The sequence below is a fragment of the Novosphingobium hassiacum genome (assembly GCF_014196055.1).
GTDB classification, from domain to species: Bacteria; Pseudomonadota; Alphaproteobacteria; order Sphingomonadales; family Sphingomonadaceae; genus Novosphingobium; species Novosphingobium hassiacum.
The window spans coordinates 238799-259654 of sequence record NZ_JACICY010000001.1 but is presented as its reverse complement, the minus strand read 5'-3'; the positions used below and the strand labels follow the sequence as shown (position 1 = coordinate 259654).

25 protein-coding genes and 1 tRNA gene are annotated in these 20856 nt (G+C 61.9%); 13 read left to right on the top strand and 13 right to left on the bottom strand.

The window, feature by feature from the left end; genetic code table 11:
• The first annotated feature begins 5 nt into the window (after nucleotides 1-5).
• The 6 genes from GGQ88_RS01380 to GGQ88_RS01355 all read left to right on the top strand — a co-directional run bounded on the left by GGQ88_RS01380 (nucleotide 6) and on the right by GGQ88_RS01355 (nucleotide 3170).
• Nucleotides 6-407 carry a YdbL family probable chaperone protein gene (locus GGQ88_RS01380; RefSeq protein ID WP_183611227.1) on the top strand — a complete coding sequence of 134 codons (402 nt, stop codon included), beginning with the start codon at nucleotides 6-8 and terminating at the stop codon, nucleotides 405-407.
• A 206-nt stretch (nucleotides 408-613) separates the two neighbouring features.
• On the top strand, nucleotides 614-934 hold the full coding sequence (locus GGQ88_RS01375) for an AtpZ/AtpI family protein (RefSeq protein ID WP_183611226.1): 321 nt from the start codon (nucleotides 614-616) through the stop codon (nucleotides 932-934).
• A 40-nt stretch (nucleotides 935-974) separates the two neighbouring features.
• Complete coding sequence (locus tag GGQ88_RS01370; RefSeq protein WP_183611225.1) at nucleotides 975-1757, top strand: F0F1 ATP synthase subunit A; 783 nt, start codon at nucleotides 975-977, stop codon at nucleotides 1755-1757.
• A 68-nt stretch (nucleotides 1758-1825) separates the two neighbouring features.
• The gene (locus GGQ88_RS01365; protein WP_133719913.1) at nucleotides 1826-2053 is read left to right on the top strand and encodes a F0F1 ATP synthase subunit C; all 228 of its coding nucleotides are present in this window, start codon (nucleotides 1826-1828) and stop codon (nucleotides 2051-2053) included.
• 75 nt (nucleotides 2054-2128) lie between these two features.
• The gene (locus GGQ88_RS01360) at nucleotides 2129-2623 is read left to right on the top strand and encodes a F0F1 ATP synthase subunit B family protein (protein ID WP_183611224.1); all 495 of its coding nucleotides are present in this window, start codon (nucleotides 2129-2131) and stop codon (nucleotides 2621-2623) included.
• The gene (locus GGQ88_RS01355) at nucleotides 2616-3170 is read left to right on the top strand and encodes a F0F1 ATP synthase subunit B family protein (protein WP_183611223.1); all 555 of its coding nucleotides are present in this window, start codon (nucleotides 2616-2618) and stop codon (nucleotides 3168-3170) included. The genes GGQ88_RS01360 and GGQ88_RS01355 overlap by 8 nt, the downstream gene beginning before the upstream one ends.
• A gap of 75 nt (nucleotides 3171-3245) precedes the next feature.
• Here the strand turns inward: GGQ88_RS01355 and GGQ88_RS01350 are convergent, their stop codons facing one another.
• From GGQ88_RS01350 to aroA, 9 genes are all read right to left on the bottom strand, one after another.
• The gene (locus GGQ88_RS01350; protein WP_183611222.1) at nucleotides 3246-4274 is read right to left on the bottom strand and encodes a LacI family DNA-binding transcriptional regulator; all 1029 of its coding nucleotides are present in this window, start codon (nucleotides 4272-4274) and stop codon (nucleotides 3246-3248) included.
• A 46-nt stretch (nucleotides 4275-4320) separates the two neighbouring features.
• A complete protein-coding gene (gene gloB / locus GGQ88_RS01345) occupies nucleotides 4321-5082 on the bottom strand; it encodes a hydroxyacylglutathione hydrolase (protein ID WP_183611221.1) in 762 nt (253 codons plus the stop codon).
• 13 nt (nucleotides 5083-5095) lie between these two features.
• A complete protein-coding gene (locus GGQ88_RS01340; protein ID WP_183611220.1) occupies nucleotides 5096-5713 on the bottom strand; it encodes a glutathione S-transferase family protein in 618 nt (205 codons plus the stop codon).
• 182 nt (nucleotides 5714-5895) lie between these two features.
• On the bottom strand, nucleotides 5896-7602 hold the full coding sequence (rpsA, locus tag GGQ88_RS01335) for a 30S ribosomal protein S1 (RefSeq protein ID WP_183611219.1): 1707 nt from the start codon (nucleotides 7600-7602) through the stop codon (nucleotides 5896-5898).
• A 565-nt stretch (nucleotides 7603-8167) separates the two neighbouring features.
• Nucleotides 8168-8530 (bottom strand): hypothetical protein, encoded by a 363-nt coding sequence (locus tag GGQ88_RS01330; RefSeq protein ID WP_183611218.1) that lies wholly within the window; start codon nucleotides 8528-8530, stop codon nucleotides 8168-8170.
• On the bottom strand, nucleotides 8523-9071 hold the full coding sequence (locus GGQ88_RS01325) for an HNH endonuclease family protein (RefSeq protein WP_221214452.1): 549 nt from the start codon (nucleotides 9069-9071) through the stop codon (nucleotides 8523-8525). The genes GGQ88_RS01330 and GGQ88_RS01325 overlap by 8 nt, the downstream gene beginning before the upstream one ends.
• Nucleotides 9072-9350: 279 nt before the next feature.
• Nucleotides 9351-9971: a (d)CMP kinase gene (gene cmk / locus GGQ88_RS01320; RefSeq protein WP_183611216.1), complete on the bottom strand. Its 621-nt coding sequence runs from the start codon at nucleotides 9969-9971 to the stop codon at nucleotides 9351-9353.
• Nucleotides 9968-10222 (bottom strand): CBU_0592 family membrane protein, encoded by a 255-nt coding sequence (locus GGQ88_RS01315; protein WP_183611215.1) that lies wholly within the window; start codon nucleotides 10220-10222, stop codon nucleotides 9968-9970. Before GGQ88_RS01315 ends, cmk begins: the two co-directional genes overlap by 4 nt.
• Nucleotides 10219-11547 carry a 3-phosphoshikimate 1-carboxyvinyltransferase gene (aroA, locus tag GGQ88_RS01310; protein ID WP_183611914.1) on the bottom strand — a complete coding sequence of 443 codons (1329 nt, stop codon included), beginning with the start codon at nucleotides 11545-11547 and terminating at the stop codon, nucleotides 10219-10221. The genes GGQ88_RS01315 and aroA overlap by 4 nt, the downstream gene beginning before the upstream one ends.
• A 201-nt stretch (nucleotides 11548-11748) precedes the next feature.
• Here aroA and GGQ88_RS01305 point away from each other — a divergent pair, with 201 nt between their 5' ends.
• Complete coding sequence (locus GGQ88_RS01305; RefSeq protein WP_183611214.1) at nucleotides 11749-12066, top strand: FYDLN acid domain-containing protein; 318 nt, start codon at nucleotides 11749-11751, stop codon at nucleotides 12064-12066.
• Nucleotides 12067-12217: 151 nt separating this feature from the next.
• Nucleotides 12218-12293, top strand: a tRNA-Ala gene (locus GGQ88_RS01300).
• Between the two features lie 136 nt (nucleotides 12294-12429).
• Here GGQ88_RS01300 and GGQ88_RS01295 read toward each other — a convergent pair.
• On the bottom strand, nucleotides 12430-13365 hold the full coding sequence (locus tag GGQ88_RS01295) for an isopenicillin N synthase family dioxygenase (protein ID WP_183611213.1): 936 nt from the start codon (nucleotides 13363-13365) through the stop codon (nucleotides 12430-12432).
• 62 nt (nucleotides 13366-13427) lie between these two features.
• Here GGQ88_RS01295 and GGQ88_RS01290 point away from each other — a divergent pair, with 62 nt between their 5' ends.
• The 3 genes from GGQ88_RS01290 (at nucleotide 13428) to GGQ88_RS01280 (ending at nucleotide 14529) form a co-directional block, all read left to right on the top strand.
• Complete coding sequence (locus tag GGQ88_RS01290; protein WP_183611212.1) at nucleotides 13428-13871, top strand: EVE domain-containing protein; 444 nt, start codon at nucleotides 13428-13430, stop codon at nucleotides 13869-13871.
• Nucleotides 13872-13931: 60 nt separating this feature from the next.
• Nucleotides 13932-14114 (top strand): CsbD family protein, encoded by a 183-nt coding sequence (locus GGQ88_RS01285; protein ID WP_183611211.1) that lies wholly within the window; start codon nucleotides 13932-13934, stop codon nucleotides 14112-14114.
• Nucleotides 14115-14262: 148 nt separating this feature from the next.
• Entirely contained in the window at nucleotides 14263-14529 is a 267-nt protein-coding gene (locus GGQ88_RS01280) for a hypothetical protein (protein WP_183611210.1), read from the top strand.
• Between the two features lie 3 nt (nucleotides 14530-14532).
• On the opposite strand, the gene GGQ88_RS01275 is transcribed toward GGQ88_RS01280, so the two are convergent.
• A complete protein-coding gene (locus GGQ88_RS01275; RefSeq protein ID WP_183611209.1) occupies nucleotides 14533-15837 on the bottom strand; it encodes an MFS transporter in 1305 nt (434 codons plus the stop codon).
• 142 nt (nucleotides 15838-15979) lie between these two features.
• Here GGQ88_RS01275 and pgsA point away from each other — a divergent pair, with 142 nt between their 5' ends.
• Nucleotides 15980-16573, top strand: coding sequence for a CDP-diacylglycerol--glycerol-3-phosphate 3-phosphatidyltransferase (gene pgsA / locus GGQ88_RS01270; protein WP_183611208.1), 594 nt, complete (start codon nucleotides 15980-15982; stop codon nucleotides 16571-16573).
• A gap of 7 nt (nucleotides 16574-16580) precedes the next feature.
• On the opposite strand, the gene GGQ88_RS01265 is transcribed toward pgsA, so the two are convergent.
• Nucleotides 16581-17477, bottom strand: coding sequence for a hydrogen peroxide-inducible genes activator (locus tag GGQ88_RS01265; RefSeq protein WP_183611207.1), 897 nt, complete (start codon nucleotides 17475-17477; stop codon nucleotides 16581-16583).
• Between the two features lie 124 nt (nucleotides 17478-17601).
• Nucleotides 17602-18819 (bottom strand): ribonuclease D, encoded by a 1218-nt coding sequence (gene rnd, locus GGQ88_RS01260; RefSeq protein ID WP_183611206.1) that lies wholly within the window; start codon nucleotides 18817-18819, stop codon nucleotides 17602-17604.
• Nucleotides 18820-18987: 168 nt separating this feature from the next.
• On the opposite strand from rnd, the gene aspS reads away from it, so the two are divergent.
• Complete coding sequence (gene aspS / locus GGQ88_RS01255) at nucleotides 18988-20769, top strand: aspartate--tRNA ligase (RefSeq protein ID WP_183611205.1); 1782 nt, start codon at nucleotides 18988-18990, stop codon at nucleotides 20767-20769.
• Nucleotides 20770-20856: the final 87 nt, after the last annotated feature.

The following is a 20856-nucleotide window of genomic DNA, read 5'->3' as shown; positions in this document are numbered from 1 at the left end:
AAACGATGACTAGTACCGCGTTCCGAAAGAACCTGGGATCGGTAGCTGCGATGGCCCTGATGCTCGGCGCGGTGTTGCCCGGCGTGGCGCAGGCGCAAGCACGCGATCCCGCATACTCGGCCGCGCGTGCTGCCGGCACTGTCGGCGAGAAGATGGACGGCTATCTCGGCTATGTCGTGCCGCCGAGCCCGGCGCTGCGCGCGGTGGTCGAAGACGTCAACATCAAGCGCAAGGCGGTCTATGCCACCAAGGCGCAAGCTAACAGAGCGACCGTCGAGGAATATGCGCTGACATCGGGATGCCTGCTGATCGCGCAAACCCGGCCGGGCGAGAAGTATCAGGCACCTGACGGGTCATGGCAGACCCGCGGCGACGGACCGCCAATGCGCGATTCGCGTTGTCCGTAAACGCACTTTCGCATACGAAACACCAACGCATATCCGCCATTTCTCGCAGCCGCGAGGGATGGCGTTTGGTTTTGCGGCGAAAGGCGAGTCGGAGGATGCCCCCGGCGGTTGACTCGCATGGACCCCCCGCCTAAGGGGGCGGCGCTCTGGACGGCCATCCGTCGTTTGTGCTGCACTTATCGTCGGGCAACTGACAGGGGACTGGCATGAATGACGAACCGTCCGGGACCGAGCCCATCGGCGAGGATGCGCGGATCGACGCGCTCGACAAGCGGCTGAAAGCCCTTCGAGAGCTTGAAGACGAGCGCAACCGGCCAAAGGCAGGCGGGGAAACCGATGCGAACTATCGCTTGGGTAACCGCGTGCTGGCGGAATTGATCGGGGGTCTTGCAGGCGGCGCGTTCATCGGCTGGGTCATCGACCAGGTTGCGGGAACGAACCCCTGGGGGTTATTGGTGATGTTGTTCATGGGGATCGTCGTGGCGTTCCGGAACATCATCCGAATTTCGAGCCGGCGCCCCGAATAAGGGCGCTGTTGTTGTATTCGAGCGATACGGGGTTTTGCGCGTGGCCGAAGGCAAGGTCGATCCGGTACACCAGTTCACGATCGAGAGCCTGTTTGGCACCGATCACTGGGCTATCGGCGGTTACAACATCGCTTTTACCAACTCTGCGTTGTGGATGGCGATCACCACGGTGGTTCTGCTCGTGTTCGTCGCGGGTGGATCGAAGCGTGAACTGGTCCCCGGTCGCTGGCAGATGGCGGTCGAAGGTCTGACCGGCTTCGTCGACAACCTGCTGATGGCCAACATCGGCAAGGCCGGTCGCAAGTACCTGCCTTACGTGTTCTCGCTGTTCGCATTCATTCTGTTCGCCAACATGCTGGGCCTGATGCCGCTGGCGCTGATCGGGCTGCACCCGTTCACCGCCACCAGCCATTTCACCGTCACCGGCGTGCTCGCGATCATGAGCTTTGCCATCGTGCTCGGCGTTGGCTTTGCCAAGCATGGCTTCCACTTCTTCTCGCTGTTCGTGCCGCATGGCACGCCCGTGCCGATGATTCCGATCATTTTCCCGATCGAGCTGATCTCGTTCATGGTGCGTCCGTTCAGCCTTGGCCTGCGACTGTTCGTAGCGATGATGGCCGGGCACGTGCTGCTCGAAGTGCTGTCAGGCTTCGTCATTTCGGGCACGAACGCAGGCCCCGGCATCTTCTTTCTGGCCGCAGTACCAAGCTTCCTGCTGATGATCGGCATCTGCGCACTCGAACTTCTGGTTGCGGGCATTCAGGCTTACGTCTTTGCCCTGCTGACCTGCGTCTATTTGAACGACGCCGAGAACCTTCACTGATTACCTCGTAAACCCACCGACACATGGGACTTATGTCCCATACAGACTTGAGAAGAAGGAGTTTTATCATGGACGCAGAAAGCGCAAAGCTGCTCGGAGCCGGTCTCGCTGCAATCGGCGCTGGTCTTGCCTCGCTCGGCGTTGGCAACGTGTTTGCCAAGTTCCTCGAAGGCGCGCTGCGCAACCCTGGCGCCGCTGACGGCCAGCAGGGTCGTCTGTTCATCGGCTTCGCAGCTGCTGAACTTCTCGGCCTGCTGTCGTTCGTCGTCGCGATGATCCTGATCTTCGTCGCCTAAGGCGTAACGAAGCTCATCGATTGTTGAAATGCTGGCCGGGGTCCGCCCCGGCCGCCTGACGCCCGGACAACCGCGATGCCTCAGATTGAACAGCTTGCCGCCACTTATGCCAGCCAGGTCTTCTGGCTGCTGGTGTTCTTCGGCATCATCTTTTTCGTGATCGGCCGGGGCATGGTCCCCAAGGTCATGGCCACGATGGATGACCGCGACAAGCAGATCGCCGACGACCTTGCCGCTGCGGAAGCTGCACGAGCCGCCGCCGATGCCGAGGAAGAGGCATGGCGCGTCCAGGCCAACGCGCAGCGTGCCAAGGCGCAAGCCCTGATCGCTGCCGCCAAGCTTGATGCAGCCAAGGCGACCGAAGCGACGCTTGCCGTCGCGTCGGCCCGTATCGACGAAACACTGACCGCCGCCGAAACGCGCATCGAAGCTGCCCGCGTTGCCGCGCTGGGTGAAGTCGAAGGCGTTGCCGCCGAAGCCGCGCAGGATATCGCAAGCCGCATAGCCGGCCTGACGATCCCCGCCGACGAGGCGCAGGCCGCCGTGAAGGGAGTTCTCGCTCATGGCTAATCCTGTCGCGACGACCGCAGTCGTCGAACACGAAACCGGCGGTGTGGAGCACCACGTCGAGCCTTCCGCGCTGGGCCTTGGCCCGGGTGCTTGGGCGGCTCTGGCGATGGTCGTGTTCCTTGGCATTCTTGTCTGGAAGAAGGTTCCCGGCGTTGTCGTCGGCGGACTGGACAAGCAGATCGCTTCGATCCGCAAGCAGCTCGACGAGGCCAAGGTGCTCCGCGCCGAAGCCGAAAAGCTGCGCGCGGAATACGCCGCTAAGATCGCGAATGCCGAAAAGGACGCGGCGGCCATGCTCGACCATGCGAAGACGGAGGCTTCGGCCATCGTCGCCAAGGCCGAAATGGATGCCACTGCGATGATCGGCCGTCGCGAGAAGATGGCGGCAGACAAGATCGGTGCCGCCGAACGCGCTGCGGTCGATGACCTGCGCGCCAAGGCTGCCGAAACCGCGACTGCCGCTGCACGCAACCTGATTGCTAAGAACCATTCTGCTGGGGCCGACAAGGCGCTGGTCGATGGCGCGATTTCCGGGTTGGTGAACTGACCGCCTGAACGCTGTTCAAAGCGAATAGATCAAAGCCCCTTCCGGTTCGCGCCGGGAGGGGTTTTTGTTAGGCAGTCACGCCCGGGTCGATCCCCGGACCAGCAACTTCACCGGAGCGCGACGGCCCGAGCCCTCGGTGCCGTTGATCTTTGCAAGCAACTGCTCGACCAGCAGTGATCCAGCCATCTGGAAATCGGGTTCGACGGAGGTCAGGGGCGGGGTCGACCAGGCGCCGGCGCGGATGCCGTCGAAGCCGATGATGCCGACCTGATCGGGAATCGAATAGCCCCGCGCGGTCAGTTCTTTGAGCGCGCCGAGCGCCATTTCATCACAGACCGCGAAGATCGCGTCGAACGGCTCTCCGCTGTCGCACAGTGCGATGGCAGCGCGGCGGCCCTGTTCTTCACGGGCCAAGCCAGATTCGACCTGTATCAGGCGGGGTTCGTGGCCGGCTTGGCGCATCGCCTCGGCATAGCCCTCGTAGCGTTCCTGGAACTGGCGCTGCGGTGAGGTGGCAGACGTGATGCACACGATGCGTGTGTAATTGCGTACGAGCAGGTGGCGGGTGGCAAGCGTCGCGCCCGAAAGGTTGTCGCTCCGCACCCATGGCATCGTGTTGTCGGGCGAGCCCCAGCAGGTCCAGTGCGTGCCCTGTGGCAGTTCGCGGAAATAGTCCCACGCCGCCGTGTTGGTGGTAGTACCTATGACGATCATGCCGTCGGCCTTGCGGCGTTCCTGAAAGTGGCCCCAGAAGTTCTCAGCCTTGTCCTGGAACGCGACGAGCGTCTCGTAGCCGCGTGCGGATGCCGCCGCACAGATGCTGCCGAGCAGTGAGAAGTAGAACGGGTTGATGTCCTTGCGATCCTGACCCTCGCGGCAGATCATCACGAGCGCGATCGTGCCGGTGCGGCCACGACGCAGACGGGCGGCGTTTTCATCGACCTGATAATTGAGACGGCGCGCGGCCTCGGTCACGCGGAGGCGAGTGGGCTCGCTGATCGACGCGTCGCCTGCCAGCGCGCGGCTGACCGTCGACTGGCTGACGCCCGCTGCCTCGGCGACGTCGAACGACGTTACGCGAATGATCTTCCTGTCGCTCGGCATTCGCGCTTGTTCCCCCGGGTCCGCGCCTGCCTTAGCACGAACGGCGTCAGCGAAAAGTGTCCTTGGCGGCGCGCAGGGCGGCGAACGTCTCAGGCGGAGAGTTTCCGCCCCAGCGTTCCTGCAGCGCAGGCGAATCGGCGCGCAGGAACGGATTGGCGGCGAGTTCGGCTTCGAGCGTCGTCGGCACGGTCCATTGGCCAAGCTCGCGACGGGCATCGACCTTGGCGGCGTAGGATTCAAGTGCCGCGTTGTCCGGATCGGCGTGGAGCGCGAAGCGGGCGTTGGACTGGGTATATTCATGGGCGCTGTAGAGCGTGGTGGCGGCGGGCAGGGCCTTGAGGCGCGAGAGGCTGGCCCAGAACTGATCGGGCGTGCCTTCGAACATGCGACCGCATCCCAGGGGGAACAGCGCATCGCCGACAAAGGCGGTCGCGGCTTGGGGCAGGTAGTAGGCGCAGTGGCCGAGCGTGTGGCCGCCGACATCGATGACGTCTGCAGTGAACGAGCCGAGGGTGACGGTGTCGCCCTGCGTTACGGTGCGATCGACCGCAGCGATCTTGGGAGCGTCGGTCGCTGGTGCGGTGATCGTGCAACCGGTTGCGGCCTTGATCGCCTCGTTGCCGCCCGCGTGATCGGGGTGCCAGTGGGTGTTCCAGATCTGGGTGATCGTCCAGCCCTGCGCCTCCGCCTCGCGCAAGTACGCTTCCGCATCGGGCGTGTCGATGCACGTCGTCTCGCCGCTGGCAGGGTCGTGGACGAGGAATCCGTAGTTGTCGGACAGGCAGGGGAACTGGTGGATCTGAAGCATGGCGCGTCCTGTATTAGCTCTTTGGCATCAGTGCTGCGTCGATTTCCTTGGCCCTGTGATAAGCGGGCCGCTCGCGCAAGGGCGCAAGGTAGGCGTCGAACGCGGGACGGGGCGGCAACATCCCGAAGGCGATCAGAAAATCGAGCATCGAGGCGACATAGACGTCGGCGGCGCTGAAGCGGTCGCCCGCGATGAAGGCTTTCCCATCAACCGCACCGGCGATCGTATCGATCGCGAGATCGAAATTGCCGAACCCGACCATACCCTGTTTGTCAGCCGGCACTTCCCATCCGACCGCCTTCGCCGTGAATGCGGCCTCGATCGGCCCGGCGGCGAAGAACAGCCAGCGGAAATAGGCACCGCGATCTGCAGGCGCGGGGAGCAGTCCAGCTTCGGGGAACGCGTCGGCGAGATAGGCGCAGATCGCCGCGCATTCGGTGATGATCTGATCGCCATGGCGGATAGCCGGGACTTTCCCCATCGGGTTGATCGCCAAATATTCAGGAGCCTTCATGGTTGAGGCGTAGTCGAGAATCTGCGTTTCGTACGGCGCGCCGACTTCTTCGAGCATCCAGCGGATGATCTGCCCGCGCGATTGCGGGTTTGTGTAGAACACCAGTGCGTTGGCCATCGACTCTCTCCTCTTCGTTGGAACAGGATGGGAACGAATGCCTTCGCGGTCAAACGAAAAAGCCCGCCCGGATCGCTCCGGACGGGCCTTTGTGTAGCTCGCTCCCCCGCGAAGGCGGGGGCCTCGGGCGTAGTAAGGCAACCTCCTGAGGTCCCCGCCTTCGCGGGGACGCCAGTTGATTGTTACTGCTTGGCCTTGAGGGCCGCGCCGAGGATGTCGCCCAGCGATGCACCGGCATCGGACGAGCCGTACTGTTCCACAGCTTCCTTCTCTTCGGCGAGCTGACGCGCCTTGACCGAGAAGTTTGGCTTCTTGGAACGGTCGAAGCCGGTGATCATGGCGTCGAGCTTCTGGCCGACTTGGAAGCGGTCAGGACGCTGTTCGTCGCGATCGCGGCCAAGGTCCGAACGCTTGATGAAGCCCGTCGCGCCGTCTTCGCCAGCCTGCACTTCGAGGCCGCCATCGCGGACTTCGAGGACAGTGACGGTGATGACTTCACCGCGACGCAGTGCGCCTGCCGAGGATTCCGAAGTCCCGCCGGCTGCCGGAGCACCCTTTTCGAGCTGCTTCATGCCGAGGCTGATGCGTTCCTTCTCGACATCGACGTCGAGAACCACGGCCGAGACTTCCTCGCCCTTGCGGTGCAGCGCCAGAGCGTCTTCGCCCGAGATGCCCCAAGCGATGTCCGACATGTGGACCATGCCGTCGACGTCGCCGTCCAGACCGATGAACAGGCCGAATTCGGTGGCGTTCTTGACTTCGCCTTCCACGGTCGAACCGACCGGGTGCTTGTCAGCGAACGCTTCCCAAGGATTCTGCTGAGCCTGCTTGAGGCCGAGGCTGATGCGACGCTTGTCGCTGTCGACCTCGAGAACCAGCACGTCGACTTCCTGGCTGGTCGAAACGATCTTGCCGGGGTGGACGTTCTTCTTGGTCCAGGACATTTCCGAAACGTGGACGAGGCCTTCGATGCCAGCTTCCAGCTCGACGAATGCGCCGTATTCGGTGATGTTGGTGACAACGCCGTGCAGCTTTGCGCCGACCGGGTACTTGGCAGCAACGCCATCCCACGGATCCGATTCCAGCTGCTTCATGCCGAGGCTGATGCGCTGGGTATCCTGGTTGATGCGGATGATCTGCACCTTGACGGTATCGCCGATGGCGATGACTTCGCTCGGGTGGTTGACGCGCTTGTAGCTCATGTCCGTAACATGGAGCAGGCCGTCGATGCCGCCCAGATCAACGAACGCACCGTAATCGGTGATGTTCTTGACCACGCCGTCGATGATCTGCGCTTCCTTGAGGTTCATGATCAGGCCCGAACGCTGTTCAGCGCGGGTCTCTTCCAGAACGGCACGGCGTGAGACGACGATGTTGCCACGGCGGCGATCCATTTTGAGGATCTGGAACGGCTGCGGCATGTCCATCAGCGGGGTGACGTCGCGCACGGGGCGGATGTCGACCTGCGAACCGGGAAGGAAGGCCACGGCGCCGTCGAGATCGACGGTGAAGCCACCCTTGACTCGGCCGAAGATCACGCCTTCGACGCGCTTGCCTTCGCCGAACTCGCTCTCGAGCTTGTCCCATGCGGCTTCGCGGCGGGCGCGGTCGCGCGACAGCATCGCTTCGCCGTCAGCGTTCTCGACGCGGTCGACGTAAACTTCGACTTCGTCACCGACCGACAGGCCGTGCGGCTGTCCGGGGGATGCGAATTCGCGCAGGGCAACGCGGCCCTCGCTCTTGAGGCCGACGTCGATGACGGCCTTGTCGTTTTCGATTGCGGTGATGGTGCCCTTGACGACGCGGCCTTCAAAGCCACCGTTGGCGGCTCCGCCAAGCGTTTCGTCGAGCAGCGCGGCGAAATCGTCGCGCGTGGGATTGGTAGCCATTAGAGAGCTTCCTGTAACGATGTTACCGGCCTGGCGGTTGTATCCGCCGGTCTTTCCTCCACCTGCCGCACCATGCGACACGTGGGCCAAAAAGGGCCGCAGTACCCGCCGGGCCGTGTGCCATGGCGGGGTATCCACGGGGCGCATGAACGCCCACAGGATCGGCGGCCCTTAGGCCTGAAGGCCGCAGAAAGCAAGGGAAATGGCGGGGGAAATTTGCTTGGAACAGCTCGGTAAGCTTAGGTGGCCTCAACAAAATGTCCGCTTCCGTGGATCACAAAGTGGAATCAATGAACGCATGTCACGTAATGGACAGCGTCGCATCTCACGTTCACTTAAGACTAAGATGTGGAGCGGAACATTCCAACTAGGGATGGCATTTGCCATAGCCTTCTTAGCGTGAGAAGCGTCCTCTTGATGTGTTCGCGGGCGTCTGAAAATTACAATAACTAAATCGATGTCAGCAAAAGAACCTAGCCTGAAGGCAGAGCCAAACCCCCAGATCGACCTAATCTGCGAGCATTCGTATGCGGCTATCCGGGCTGCTGTCTTAAATCTGGAAATTCTATCGCCAATATTGGGTCTTAGAAATCGCTGCATTTATGCTTCCTGCGTTAAAGATCCCGATCTTTTTTGGTTTGCATACAGCGAGGGAGTCACCCGTAGGATTGTTCCATTTACCACCCACGAAAATGATATCAACATCCGGAAAATCTGAGATGATTTTTCGCGTTAGAGATTCAGACAATGAATATTCGTCGACACAGACAATTTGTATTGTGTCATTTTGTTTTATTCGGTCCACATCAAAAACAAGGTCACTATGTCTGGAAAATGATTTAACATTATCATGACCAATAATGATTTTTTGAAGAAACATAATCCTGCCATAAGTGACATCATACTCGTTAGTGCCGTTCTCACTCATAGGCAAAAGCTTCCTCAAAACTTTTAGGGAAGGTTGGGTAGGCGTCTAAAGGGCTGCGAACATGGGCTTCGTAAGCTTCGGCATGAACACAGAATAGAGCAAATGCTTCCATTTGCTTCTGGTCTAGAAGTACCTCGTTAGCATTAATCATGTTAATGATCGTACGATTGTTTGGAACAATGGTATCGGCTCGCCGTAATTCCCAGATGTCGTACATATTAGAGTTTGGATCGGCAGTTGCAGCTTCGGATCTGGGGCCAAAAGCGTTCCAGATGGCATGGCTTTTTGCAAGAATTGTGCGAACAGCCTTAGAAAGCTCTTCAACCTTCTCAAATTTGTTTTCTGACCCAAGTGCGCGGATACGCCTTTCATGGATCATTTTCCAGTTATGCAAGAGTTCGATCGGGAACTCGCCATCTGGAGCTTTGTCGACATGCCGGTGATCTGTTGGGCAAAGCAAAATCAAGTTTGCGTAGCTGTCGTCCCCCCCTTTTGCTCGGCCTCGTGGTCCAGCGATCGAGCGGGCAATAACGTGTGCCATTTCACCGACGGTATACGCGTCTTTCCCTTCTGGTAAGCACGTGAGATCCACACCGCAGCCCGGGCGGGAACACATTCCTGCAGATCTACCCCATAGAAGCTTTATGTCGGCTTCCGAAATTGCCACAAAATTCCCCAAAGTCCCTGACGTGCGCACTGAACGGCGTTGTCCTCGCTCGAAGTATGGCACACAAAGTAATCGGCCCACAATCGACCTTGCACTATTTACTTTTCCGCGAAACGTATCGCCTGTTTGATCTAAACTACGAAAAATGCAACGCTAGTTCGCCTGCTTCTCAACCAGCGCAATCGCCGTCGCCACCGCCATTTCCTTGGTCAGATTCGACGTATCCAACAGCGCCGCGCCCTCAGCCTGCCGCAGCGGAGCCTCCGCGCGGTTCCGGTCCCGCTCATCCCGCGCTTCCAGGTCCGCTTCGATTTCCGTGCGGTCCACGTCTAGACCCAGCCCTTTCATCTCCGTCCACCTCCGCATCGCCCGCGCGCTCACGCTTGCGGTGACGAACAGTTTGGCGTCGGCGTGGGGGGCGATGACGGTGGCTATGTCGCGGCCGTCGAGGACTGCGCCGCCGGGTTGGTTCGCGAAAGCCTGCTGGCGGGCGAGGAGGGCGGCGCGGACGGGGGGGTGGATCGAGACGCGGCTGGCATAGCCGCCGGTTTCCTCGGTGCGCAGGTCCGGATCAGCCAGGACGGCGTCGGCGAAGTCGCAGGCGGCGAGCGCATCTGCGGCGTCATCGGGATTGCCGCCTGACAGGAACACTTGCCTGCCGACCGCGCGATAGAGCAGGCCGGTGTCGAGGTGGGGCAGGCCGAAGTGGGCGGCGAGGGCCTTGGCGATGGTGCCCTTGCCTGATGCGGTGGGGCCGTCGACGGCAATGATCACTGGCCGGTGCTCCGTGCGCGAAAGGCTTTGACCAGACCCCAGATCGCGATGGCCATCCAGAAGAATTCGAGGACGAACGAGGCGGGGTTCATGTGGACCAGCAGCGAAATCGTCAGCAGCACCGCGCCCGCAAGGTTCACGCCGTGCTGGACGAACGGGTTGGGGCGTTCGAGTTTGGTCGTATAGGCGTAGGCGAAGATGATGCAGGCCATGCCGATGAAACCGGCGACATTGGCAAGGGTTTCAGTCATGCGTTGCCGCTGACTTGAGCGAGCAGGCTTTCGAACACCGGGAAGCTGGTGGCGATGGGGCGGGTGTCGTCCACTTCGACGCCGTTGCGGCTGACTAGCCCTGCGACTGCCATGGCCATCGCGATGCGGTGATCGAGGTGGGTGACCACGCTTGCGCCATCGGGTGTTCCGGGCAGGAGGTCACCGCCGGTACCGTCGATGATCAGGCCATCTTCCGTTTCGGTGACGCTGGCGCCTGCCAGAGTGAGTGCAGCGTGCATGGCGCTGATGCGGTCGGATTCCTTGACGCGCAGTTCTTCGAGACCGGTGGTGACGGTGCGGCCCCTTGCCAGCGCGGCGGCGACGAACAGGACGGGGAATTCGTCTACCATGCTGGGGACCACCGCGGGATCGACGTCGATGCCGATGAGCTGCGAATGGCGGACGCGCAAGTCTGCGACGGGTTCACCGCCGACGTCACGGCGGTCGAGTTCTTCGATGCTGCCGCCCATCGCGCGCAGCACGTCGAACAGGGCGGCGCGGGTGGGGTTCAGGCCGACATTCTCGACCACAAGGTCCGAACCTTCGACCAGCAGCGCGGCGACGACAAAGAACGCGGCGGACGACGGGTCACCGGGGACGACGATGTTCTGGGGGCGCAGTTCTGCCTCGCCACGTACGCGGATCACACGCGTGCCGTCGCCATCAATCTCGACCGTCAATTCCGCGCCGAAGCCGCGCAGCATCCGTTCGGAATGGTCGCGCGTGGGGACCGGTTCGATGACGGTGGTAATGCCGGGCGTGTTGAGCCCCGCCAGAAGGATTGCGCTCTTGACCTGTGCCGAGGCGACGGGGAGGCGGTATTCGATCGGGACGGCGGGCGAGATGCCGCGCAAGGTGAGCGGCAGGCGGCCTCCGGGCGCAGCGGTGAAGTCTGCGCCCATGGTCGAGAGCGGATCGATTACGCGGCCCATCGGGCGCTTGGACAGGCTGGCATCGCCGACGAATGTGGCAGTGATCGGGTGCGTGGCGACAAGACCCATCAGCAGACGCGTTGAAGTGCCCGAATTGCCCATGTCGAGCGCCTGTTGCGGTTGGAGTAGCCCGCCGACTCCGACACCGTGGACGTGCCACATGCCGTTCAAGTCCCGCTCGATCGTCGCGCCCATCGCACGCATGGCGGCAGCGGTGGACAGCACGTCCTCGCCCTCGAGAAGGCCGGTGATGCGGGTCTCGCCCACGGCCAGCGCGCCGAGCATCACCGAGCGGTGGCTGATCGATTTATCGCCCGGCACCGCCATGCGGCCCGTTAACGGGGCCGATGCAGTGAAGCGGCGAGGGCGCATCGTGGTGGAATCGTGGGAAGACACGGGGTTCAATAACTTTCGCGGCGAAAAGCAGGGTAAAAGCGCGCGGCTTTTGACAGCGTGGCGCGCCTATGGCAAGGCGCGCGCTCTCTTGATTCCGCGGATCAGCGGACCCATCAAGTGTGCAGTTTTCCGCCCGGTCTCAATCTGCTGACATCGGGCCAGTCTTGAGGAAGTTTCATGGTCAAGCCGGAATGGGGCGCAAAGCACAGCTGTCCGAAGTGCGGCACCCGCTTCTACGATCTGGGCAAGGATGACCCGATCACCTGTGTGGAATGCAAATACGCTTGGACCGCCGAGCCGGTGCTGAAATCCAAGCAGCCGATTCCTTACGAGGAGGTGCAGAAGGCAAAGGTCGATGTCGCGCCTGACGTCGATCTGGCTGATGAAGATCTCGACATCGACGAGGACGGCGATTCGCCCGACAATGACGTCGACCTTGGTGGAGACGACGATCTCGGCGTTCCGGGTCATGACGGTAACGAAGACGAGGTCTGATCTTTGTGTCCCCGGGCTGGTGCCCGGGGGACAAAAAGTCCGGTCGGACAAAATTGATCTTGCCAGCCCGATGAGCCTTCCTTAAAGGCGCGGCTCCCGGCGAGATAGACCGCCGGGTCGGCTTGCACTCCAGCGCAAGCCTGATGGGAATGGGGCCTTAGCTCAGCTGGGAGAGCGCCTGCATGGCATGCAGGAGGTCAGCGGTTCGATCCCGCTAGGCTCCACCATCCACTCGTTGAAAAGGCCGCCTTCGGGCGGCCTTTTTCGTTTTGTGCTTGCAATATTGTTGGCTTCCCCGCGGAGGCGGGGACCTCGTGAGGTTGTATGATGCGGCCTGAGGGCCCCGCCTTCGCGGGGGAGCAGCTATTTCTTCAGCCCGATTTCGCGCAACCGTTCCTGCAGGTATTCGTCGGCGGTGATCGGGGTGGGATAGCGATCCGGGTTCTGCGCGGTTACGCAGCCGGGCAGCGTCTCGATCGGGAAATCGCTGCGCAAGTGCAGGAAGAACGGCATTGAATAGCGGCTGTGCTGCGCGCGCTCGCCCGCCGGGTTGCGGACGCGGTGCGTGGTCGAGGGCAGGACGTGGTTGGTCAGCCGCTGCAACATATCGCCGATATTGACGACCATCGCGCCTTCAGGTGGCGAAACGCCGATCCAGCGACCGTCCTTGGCGAGGAGTTCGAGGCCGGCCTCCTCGGCACCAAGCAGGAGCGTGATCAGGTTGATGTCCTCGTGCGCGCCTGCGCGGATCGATCCGGCTGCGTTGTCGGACACGGGCGGGTAGTGGAGCAGACGCATGACCGAGTTGCCGTCTTCGATCGCAGGGTCGAACCAGTGTTCGTCAAGCCCCAGCCAGACTGCGATGCGCGACAGGATCCGCGCGCCGACTACGTCGAACTGGGCGTAGAGCGCTTCGAACGTTTCGCGGAAATGATCGGGGCGGTCGGGCCAGACGTTGGGCGGCATCGAGTCCGACAGCGGATGTCCCGCAGGCAGGTCTCGGCCGACATGCCAGAACTCCTTGAGGTCGCGATGCTCTGCGCCCTTGGCGATCTCGGTGCCGAACGGCGTGTACCCACGTGCGCCACCTTGTCCCGCCAGATGATTCGTCCGCTTCTCGGCTTCCGGCAATGCGAAAAATTGCGCGGTGAGGTCCCAGGCACGCGCTATCAGCACAGGATCGATGCCGTGATCCCTGACCATCGCGAAGCCGAATGTCTCGAAGCTGTCGCCAAGCTCGCGCGAAAGACTCTGGGGATCGGAAGTGAGCGAAATGACCGGGAGAGTTTCGAGAGACATGGTGTTCCAGTTGCACAGATTGGCGCTATGGAGGCGCTTTAGACCGCTTTGTGCAGGGTTTCATGACCAAAATCGACATTACCGACACCACTGGTCGCAATTTGTGGCTGATGAAATCCGAACCCGATGTTTACGGCTGGGATGACCTGGTCGCAGAGGGTGAAGGTACTTGGGATGGCGTGCGCAATCACCTTGCCGCCCGCAATCTGCGCGCCATGCAGCCGGGTGATCTGGCGTTTTTCTACCACTCCAACATCGGCATCGAGATCGTCGGTGTTGCGGTGATCACCGTGGGTGGGCTGACGGATCCGAGCGATCCCGAGGGTAAGTGGGCGGCGGTCAAGCTGAAGCCCGTCGAAAAGCTGCCGCGCACGGTGACGCTCAAGGAGATTAAGGCGACTCCCGCGCTGGTCGAGATGGACCTGATCCGGCTTTCGCGGCTCTCGGTCGGCGCGGTGCGTCCCACCGAGTGGGCGCTGATCCTTGAGATGGCTGGGGTGAACTGAGGGAACGATGCGTCGGTTGCGTGGTTTTTCATTCAAGTACAACATCAAAGGATGACAGCCATGGGTGAACTTACCGATCGCGCCAAGGGTCTGGCAAACGAAGCTGCCGGCAACACAAAGCAGGCCATTGGCAAGGCGACTGACGATGCGAGCCTCAATGCTGAGGGCAAGGCCCAGGAACGCAAGGGCGAGGCTCAGCAGGTAAAGGGCAAGGTCAAGGGCGCTCTGGGCGACGACGTCTGACCCCGGACACCTAATCCAACCGTTGAAGGCCGCTCCCTCGGGGGCGGCCTTTTTCGTTGTGGGTCCTGAATTGTCCCGGCTTGGAACGGCGTTGAGAAACGCCGCCACGGCGGGTTCCGAATGGTGAATAAAGCGTTAAGCTTAGATGATGAACAGGTCGCCCAGCTTCGCTACTGCCGCCTATGGCACCGCCCGCCATCCGTTCCGGGCTTCGCTGCCGACGCACGTCCTGCGCGAGTTGCCGAAACTGGAACCCGAAGTGATCGCGGCGATGCGCCGCGCCGAGGAGCGACTGCGGGAGGCTGACATCCGGTCCGAGCCGGTGGATCTCAAGCGCATTACGATGCAGGATCTGCGCGATTTCCTGATCGCCTATTGCGCCTGCTTTATGGCGGTCATGGCGTTCATCGCCTGACGTTCAGGCGGCGGCGCACTCGGCCCTATAGAGCAGCCAGCCAAGATAGGCCGACACGGTACACATGGCGGCGCCGAGAAGAAGCTGATCGACGGTTGCCACGCCGGCAGCGCTGAGTCCGACCGCGAGCAGCGAGCCCAGCACCATCGCCCCTGAATTGACGATGTTGTTCGCAGCGATCGTGCGTGCGGTCTCGGACTTGTCGACGACCGTGGTGAGGAATGCATAGAGCGGCACGACGAACATGCCGCCCGCCACGGCGATACACAGCAGGCACAGCAGCAACGGAATCGCGAGCGGTTCGGCAAGGAACTGGCTGACGTCCATCAGCGCGCCGCCCGGGTGCGGGGTCCAGGCCTTGCACACGAAGTGAAACGCAGTGATTGCCACGCCCATCGCAATCACCGATGCGGGGGACCAGCGCGCCGAAACAGTGCCCTTGAGCAAGTGGTTGATCGACATCGAGCCGATTGCGATGCCAACTGAAAACATCACGAGGAACAGGCTGGCAACTTCCTTGCTCGCGGAAAGGACGTTCTTGGCGAGCGGGGGAAACTGAATGAACAGCACGGTGCCGACCGTCCAGAAAAAGCTGATCGCGATGATCGCCATAAATACCTGACGATGCTTCGTTGTGTTGCGAATGAGCGTGATTGACGAGCGCCAGATATTGTAATCCACCGACTGCGCTTCGATCACAGGCGGAGCAGGTGGCACCTGCCGCCCTGAGAGATAGCCAATCAGTGCTGTGACCACCACACCCGCTGCGGCAACCTCGACCGGAATCCAGCCTGCCAGGATAGTACCTGCCAAAATTGCAATATAAGTGCCCGCCTCGACCAGCCCTGTGCCCGCCAGCACTTCGCCCTCATGAAGGTGCTGGGGCAGGATCGCGTATTTGATGGGACCAAAAAACGTCGAGTGCACGCCCATTGCCAGCAGCGCAGCCAGCATCAGTGGAATGGCGATCTGCTGAACTTCGAACCCGGCCCAGGCCATGACCAACCCAGCACCGCCGACAATCATGATCGCGATCTCGCACGCCTTCACGATCCGGATGATTCGCGCCTTGTCGCGCATGTCTGCAAGCTGGCCCGCAAGCGCCGAGAGCAGGAAGAACGGCAGGATGAACAGGCCCGACGCAATCGCGGAAAACCGCGCTTCTGCAGCCTCGGAATTGTAGACGCTGTATACGACGTACAGCACCATGGCGTTCTTGTAGAGGTTGTCGTTGAACGCGCCCAGCAACTGGGTGACGAACAGCGGCAGGAAGCGGCGCGTGCGCACCAGATGCGTCGTTGTCGTCATGTACCTGTTTGCCAGCCGCCCACTCTTGGGCTCACCCTTAGCCCGATGTCAGGTGCGGGCAAGCGGCTTTTGTCGCTCTGAATGGTACGCAGCGAATGTTGCAATTCCGTTCGTCGCATTTGCGCGGTATGGCCTCGAGTCGATGCTGACCTTGCCCAACCTGCTTACGCTGTCGCGGATCGTGACCGTCCCGTTGCTCGCCGCGCTGCTGTGGTGGCCGACATGGCGGTTCGGCTATGGCGTAGCCTTCGGCGTCTACTGCCTGATGGGCATCACCGATTACTTCGACGGTTATCTTGCCCGCGCGCAGGGTGCGGTCAGCAAGCTCGGCATGTTTCTCGATCCGATCGCCGACAAGATCATGATTGCTGCGGTGATTCTTGTGCTGACCGCGCAGGGCATCCTGACCGGGCCGTACGTGGGTGACATGCACGTAATCGCCGGGCTGATCATCTTGATCCGTGAGATTGCGGTATCGGGCCTGCGCGAATTCCTCGGCGGGATTCAGGTCTCGGTGCCCGTCAGCCGCCTGGCGAAGTGGAAGACGACGTTCCAGATGATCTGCCTCGGCGCGCTGATCCTGGGGCAGGCGATGCCGGGGTGGACGGCGGACGTCGGCGTGATCGTGGTCAATGTGCCGCATACCGTTGGTCTGACGACGCTGTGGGCGGCGGCGGCGCTGACGCTGGTGACCGGGTGGGATTACCTGCGGGTCGGCTTGAAACACATGGATTGAGCGGCGGTTAGCCCGCGCGCAGTTCACCCGCAAGCAACCGGAATTCCTCAGCCCTCGGGCTGTTTTTGCGCCATACCAGCGCAATATCGCGCCAGGCGTGGTCGGCTTTCAGCGGCCGCACGACGATGTTCGTGTCGTGGAGGATGCCTGCGTCGATCGCCATCTGCGGGAGCATGGTGAGGCCGAGGCCATTGTCGACCATCTGGACGAGGGTGTGCAGGCTGGTGCCGATCATCGTTGCCGACGCGCGCATTTCCGGGCGGTTGCAGGCGGCGAGCACGTGTTCCTTGAGGCAGTGACCGTCTTCGAGAAGCAGGAGTTGGGTCTCGTCGATCATGCCGGCGGTGATCGTGGCAGGCGGATCGCGTGGATCGTCCTTGGGGAAGGCGACGAGCAGCGGGTCCTGGAACAGGATTTCCGCTTCTACCTCGCCGGTAGCGTAGGGGAGGGCAAGCAGCACGCAATCGGCGCGGCCGTGGTGCAGCGATTCGATGGCGGCGGCGCTGGGTTCCTCGCGCAGGAACAACTTGAGTTGTGGACGCTCCTTGCGCAGGCGCGGCAGGATGCGCGGAAGCAGGAACGGCGCGATCGTGGGGATCACGCTCATCCGCAATTCACCGCCGAGTGGGGCGCCGTGGCTGACGACGAGCGCCGAAAGTTCCTCGGCCTCACGCAGCAGGCGGTGCGCCTTGGCCACGACCTGATTTCCAAGCGGGGTGAAGCGCACGACGCGGCGGGTACGCTCGACCAGCGTGACGCCAAGCAGCGTTTCCAATTCGCGCAGGCCAGCCGACAGCGTGGATTGCGAGACGAAACTGGCGTCGGCGGCACGCCCGAAATGCCCGTGTTCGTGCAGCGCGACGAGGTATTGCAGCTGTTTGAGCGTGGGCAGGTAGGTGCTCATGGGGTGTCCGGTCCGGGGGTTGTGCGGCATCCTTCGACAGGCTCAGGATGAGCGGGCTTTGCTCCAAGACCTAGTGACCCAGCGGCAAATCACAACATCCGCTCATCCTGAACCTGTCGAAGGTTTATTCGTCCACGTGGGCGACAATGTCCGGCGCGTCGTCCTTGCCTGCAACATCATCGATATGCGTCATCTTGAGCCTGCCATCGACTACGGCAAAGGCGAGTTTACCCTCGACCAGATCGAGCGCGTCGCGACCGAACTGTTCGAAGCGCCAGCCTTCGAGAATCGATAAGTTTTTGCGCTGTCCGGCAGCGAGCAGCTCGAGATCGTCGGTGCGCGCGAGCAGGCGCGCGGCGATGTCGATCTCGCGGCTGCGGATCTTGAGTAGCAGCTTGAGCAGGTCGGCAACCAGCGCGCCCTCCTTGCCCAGCGGGGCACCGCGCGGAGCCTTTGCGGGCATTTCGTCCTCGGTCAGGGGCTTTGCGTCGGCGATCGTCTGCATCAGGCGGCGGCCGATGTCGTTTTCCCTCCAACCGGATGAGAGGCCGCGCACTTTGGCCAGATCCGCCTGATCGCGCGGCGGGTGGCTGGCGATGTCTGCCAGCGTTTCATCACGCATGATCCGGCCGCGCGGGATATTCTTGTCCATCGCCTCGCGCTCACGCCAAGCGGCCAGCGCCTTGAGGCGGCCGAGCACGGCAGGGTTGCGGCTGGGCGCGCGGATCTTCTGCCACACCGTTTCCATGTCGGCGCGGTAGTTGGCGGGGTCTGCGAGTTTTTCCATCTCAATGTCGAGCCATTCGCCGCGACCGGTCTTGATCAGGCGCTTCAACAGCTTGGGGAAAATTTTCGAGAGGTGAGTGACGTCGCCGATCGCATATTCGATCTGGCGTTCGGTCAGCGGACGGCGCGACCAATCGGTGAAGCGCGCGCCCTTGTCGATCGACAGGCCGAGCCAGCTTTCGACGAGGTTGGAATAGCCGATCTGTTCGGACTGGCTGACGGCCATCATCGCGATCTGCGTATCGAAGATCGGGTGCGGGGTCTTGCCGGTCAGGTTGTAGATGATTTCCACATCCTGCCCGCCGGCGTGGAAGATCTTGAGCACGTCCTCGTTGTCGCACATCAGGTCTAGCAGCGGTTTCAGGTCGAGGCCCGGAGCCAGCGGATCGATCGCCGCGGCTTCCTTGTCATCGGCGATCTGCACCAGGCACAGTTCGGGCCAATAGGTGTTCTCTCGCATGAATTCGGTATCGACTGTGATGAAGTCGCCCTTGGCCAGTCGGTCACACAGTTCGGTAAGGGCTTCGGTCGTCGTAATCAGCGGATGTATCTTCATCGGACTTTTCTGATATGGCCCGATGGTGAAAAAGGGCTCAGGTGGTGTCCCCTGCCGGAGACGTCGGCATGCCCTGTTTAAGGGCTGTGGCTTGACAAATCGGCGGCCATCGCCTGTTAGCCGCGCTCACTTCCCTGCCCGATTGCAGGCCGATTGGAAAGAGTTTCGATGCATCCTTATCGCTCCCATACCTGCGGCGCACTCGCGCGCAGCGATGTCGGACAGACGGTCCGCCTTTCGGGCTGGGTGCATCGCAAGCGCGATCACGGCGGCGTGCTGTTCGTCGACTTGCGCGACCACTATGGCATGACCCAGATCGTGGCTGACGTGGACAGCCCGGCGCTGGCTATCCTTGAAGGGCTGCGCGTGGAATCGGTCGTGACGATCGAGGGTAACGTGAAGGCGCGCTCGGAAGGTACGGTCAATCCGAATCTGCCGACCGGCGCAATCGAAGTCTATGCGCGCGGCGCGACGGTCCTTTCGGCGGCGGAAGAACTGCCGATGCCGGTGGCGGGCGAGCAGGAATATCCGGAAGACATCCGCCTGCGCTATCGCTTCCTCGACCTGCGCCGCGAAACGCTGCACGCCAACATCGTGACGCGCACCAAGGTCATCTCCGACATGCGTCGTCGCATGGAAGGGGCGGGCTTTACCGAATATTCGACGCCGATCCTGACCGCGTCGTCGCCCGAGGGCGCGCGCGACTTCCTCGTGCCGAGCCGCATTCATCCCGGCAAGTTCTACGCGCTGCCGCAGGCGCCGCAGCAGTACAAGCAGCTGCTGATGGTGGCTGGCTTCGACCGCTACTTCCAAATCGCGCCGTGTTTCCGCGACGAAGATCCGCGCGCCGACCGTCTGCCGGGCGAGTTCTATCAGCTCGACCTGGAAATGAGCTTCGTCACGCAGGAAGAAGTGTGGGAGACGATGGAGCCGGTCATCGGCGGGGTGTTCGAGGCCTTTGCCGAAGGGCGCTCGGTCACGCCGACGGGCAGCTTCCCGCGCATTCCCTATGCCGAATCGATGCTCAAGTATGGTTCGGACAAGCCTGATCTGCGCAACCCGATCGAAATCCGTGAAGTCTCCGAAGAGTTTCGCGAATCCGGCTTCGGCCTGTTCGAGAAGATCGTTGGCGGCGGCGGCACTGTCCGCCTGATCCCGGCCCCGAACACCGCCGACAAGAGCCGCAAGTTCTTCGACGAGATGAACGACTGGGCGCGCGCCGAGGGCCACGCCGGGCTGGGCTATGCGACGCGCAAGGCCGGGGTGTTCGGCGGTCCCATCGCCAAGAATCACGGCGAGGACAAGATGGCCGCGCTGTTCGATGCGCTGGGTCTTGGGCCGGACGACGGCTGCTTCTTTGCGGCGGGCAAGGAATCGCAGGCGGCCAAGCTGGCTGGCTTGGCTCGCACGCGCGTGGCCGAGCAGCTCGGGCTGATCGACAAGGACCGCTTCGAGCTGTGCTGGATCGTCGACTTCCCGTTCTACGAATGGGACGAGGACAACAAGAAGGTCGAATTCAGCCACAACCCGTTCTCGATGCCGCAGGGCGGGATGGACGCGCTGACCAATCAGGATCCTTTGACGATCAATGCGTTCCAGTACGATCTGGTCTGCAATGGCTTCGAAATCGCGTCCGGATCGATCCGCAACCAGAGCCCCGAGACGATGGTCAAGGCGTTCGAACTCGTCGGCCTGTCGAAGGCCGATGTGGAAGAGCGTTTCGGCGGCCTTTACCGCGCGTTCCAGTACGGCGCTCCGCCGCACGGCGGGATGGCCGCGGGCGTCGACCGTATCGTCATGTTGATCTGTCGCGCGCAGAACTTGCGCGAGATCACGCTGTTCCCGATGAACCAGCGTGCGGAGGATCTTCTGATGGGCGCGCCGTCGCCCGCCGAGATCAAGCAGCTGCGCGAGCTTCACGTGCGGGTGATCGAGCCGAGCAAAGGATAAGCTGGGCAGTGCGCGGGGTGTGCTGATCCGCACCCGGGCACTTGCCAGCAATCAATCCGTTCATTAGGGCGAAAGCCGAACAGATAT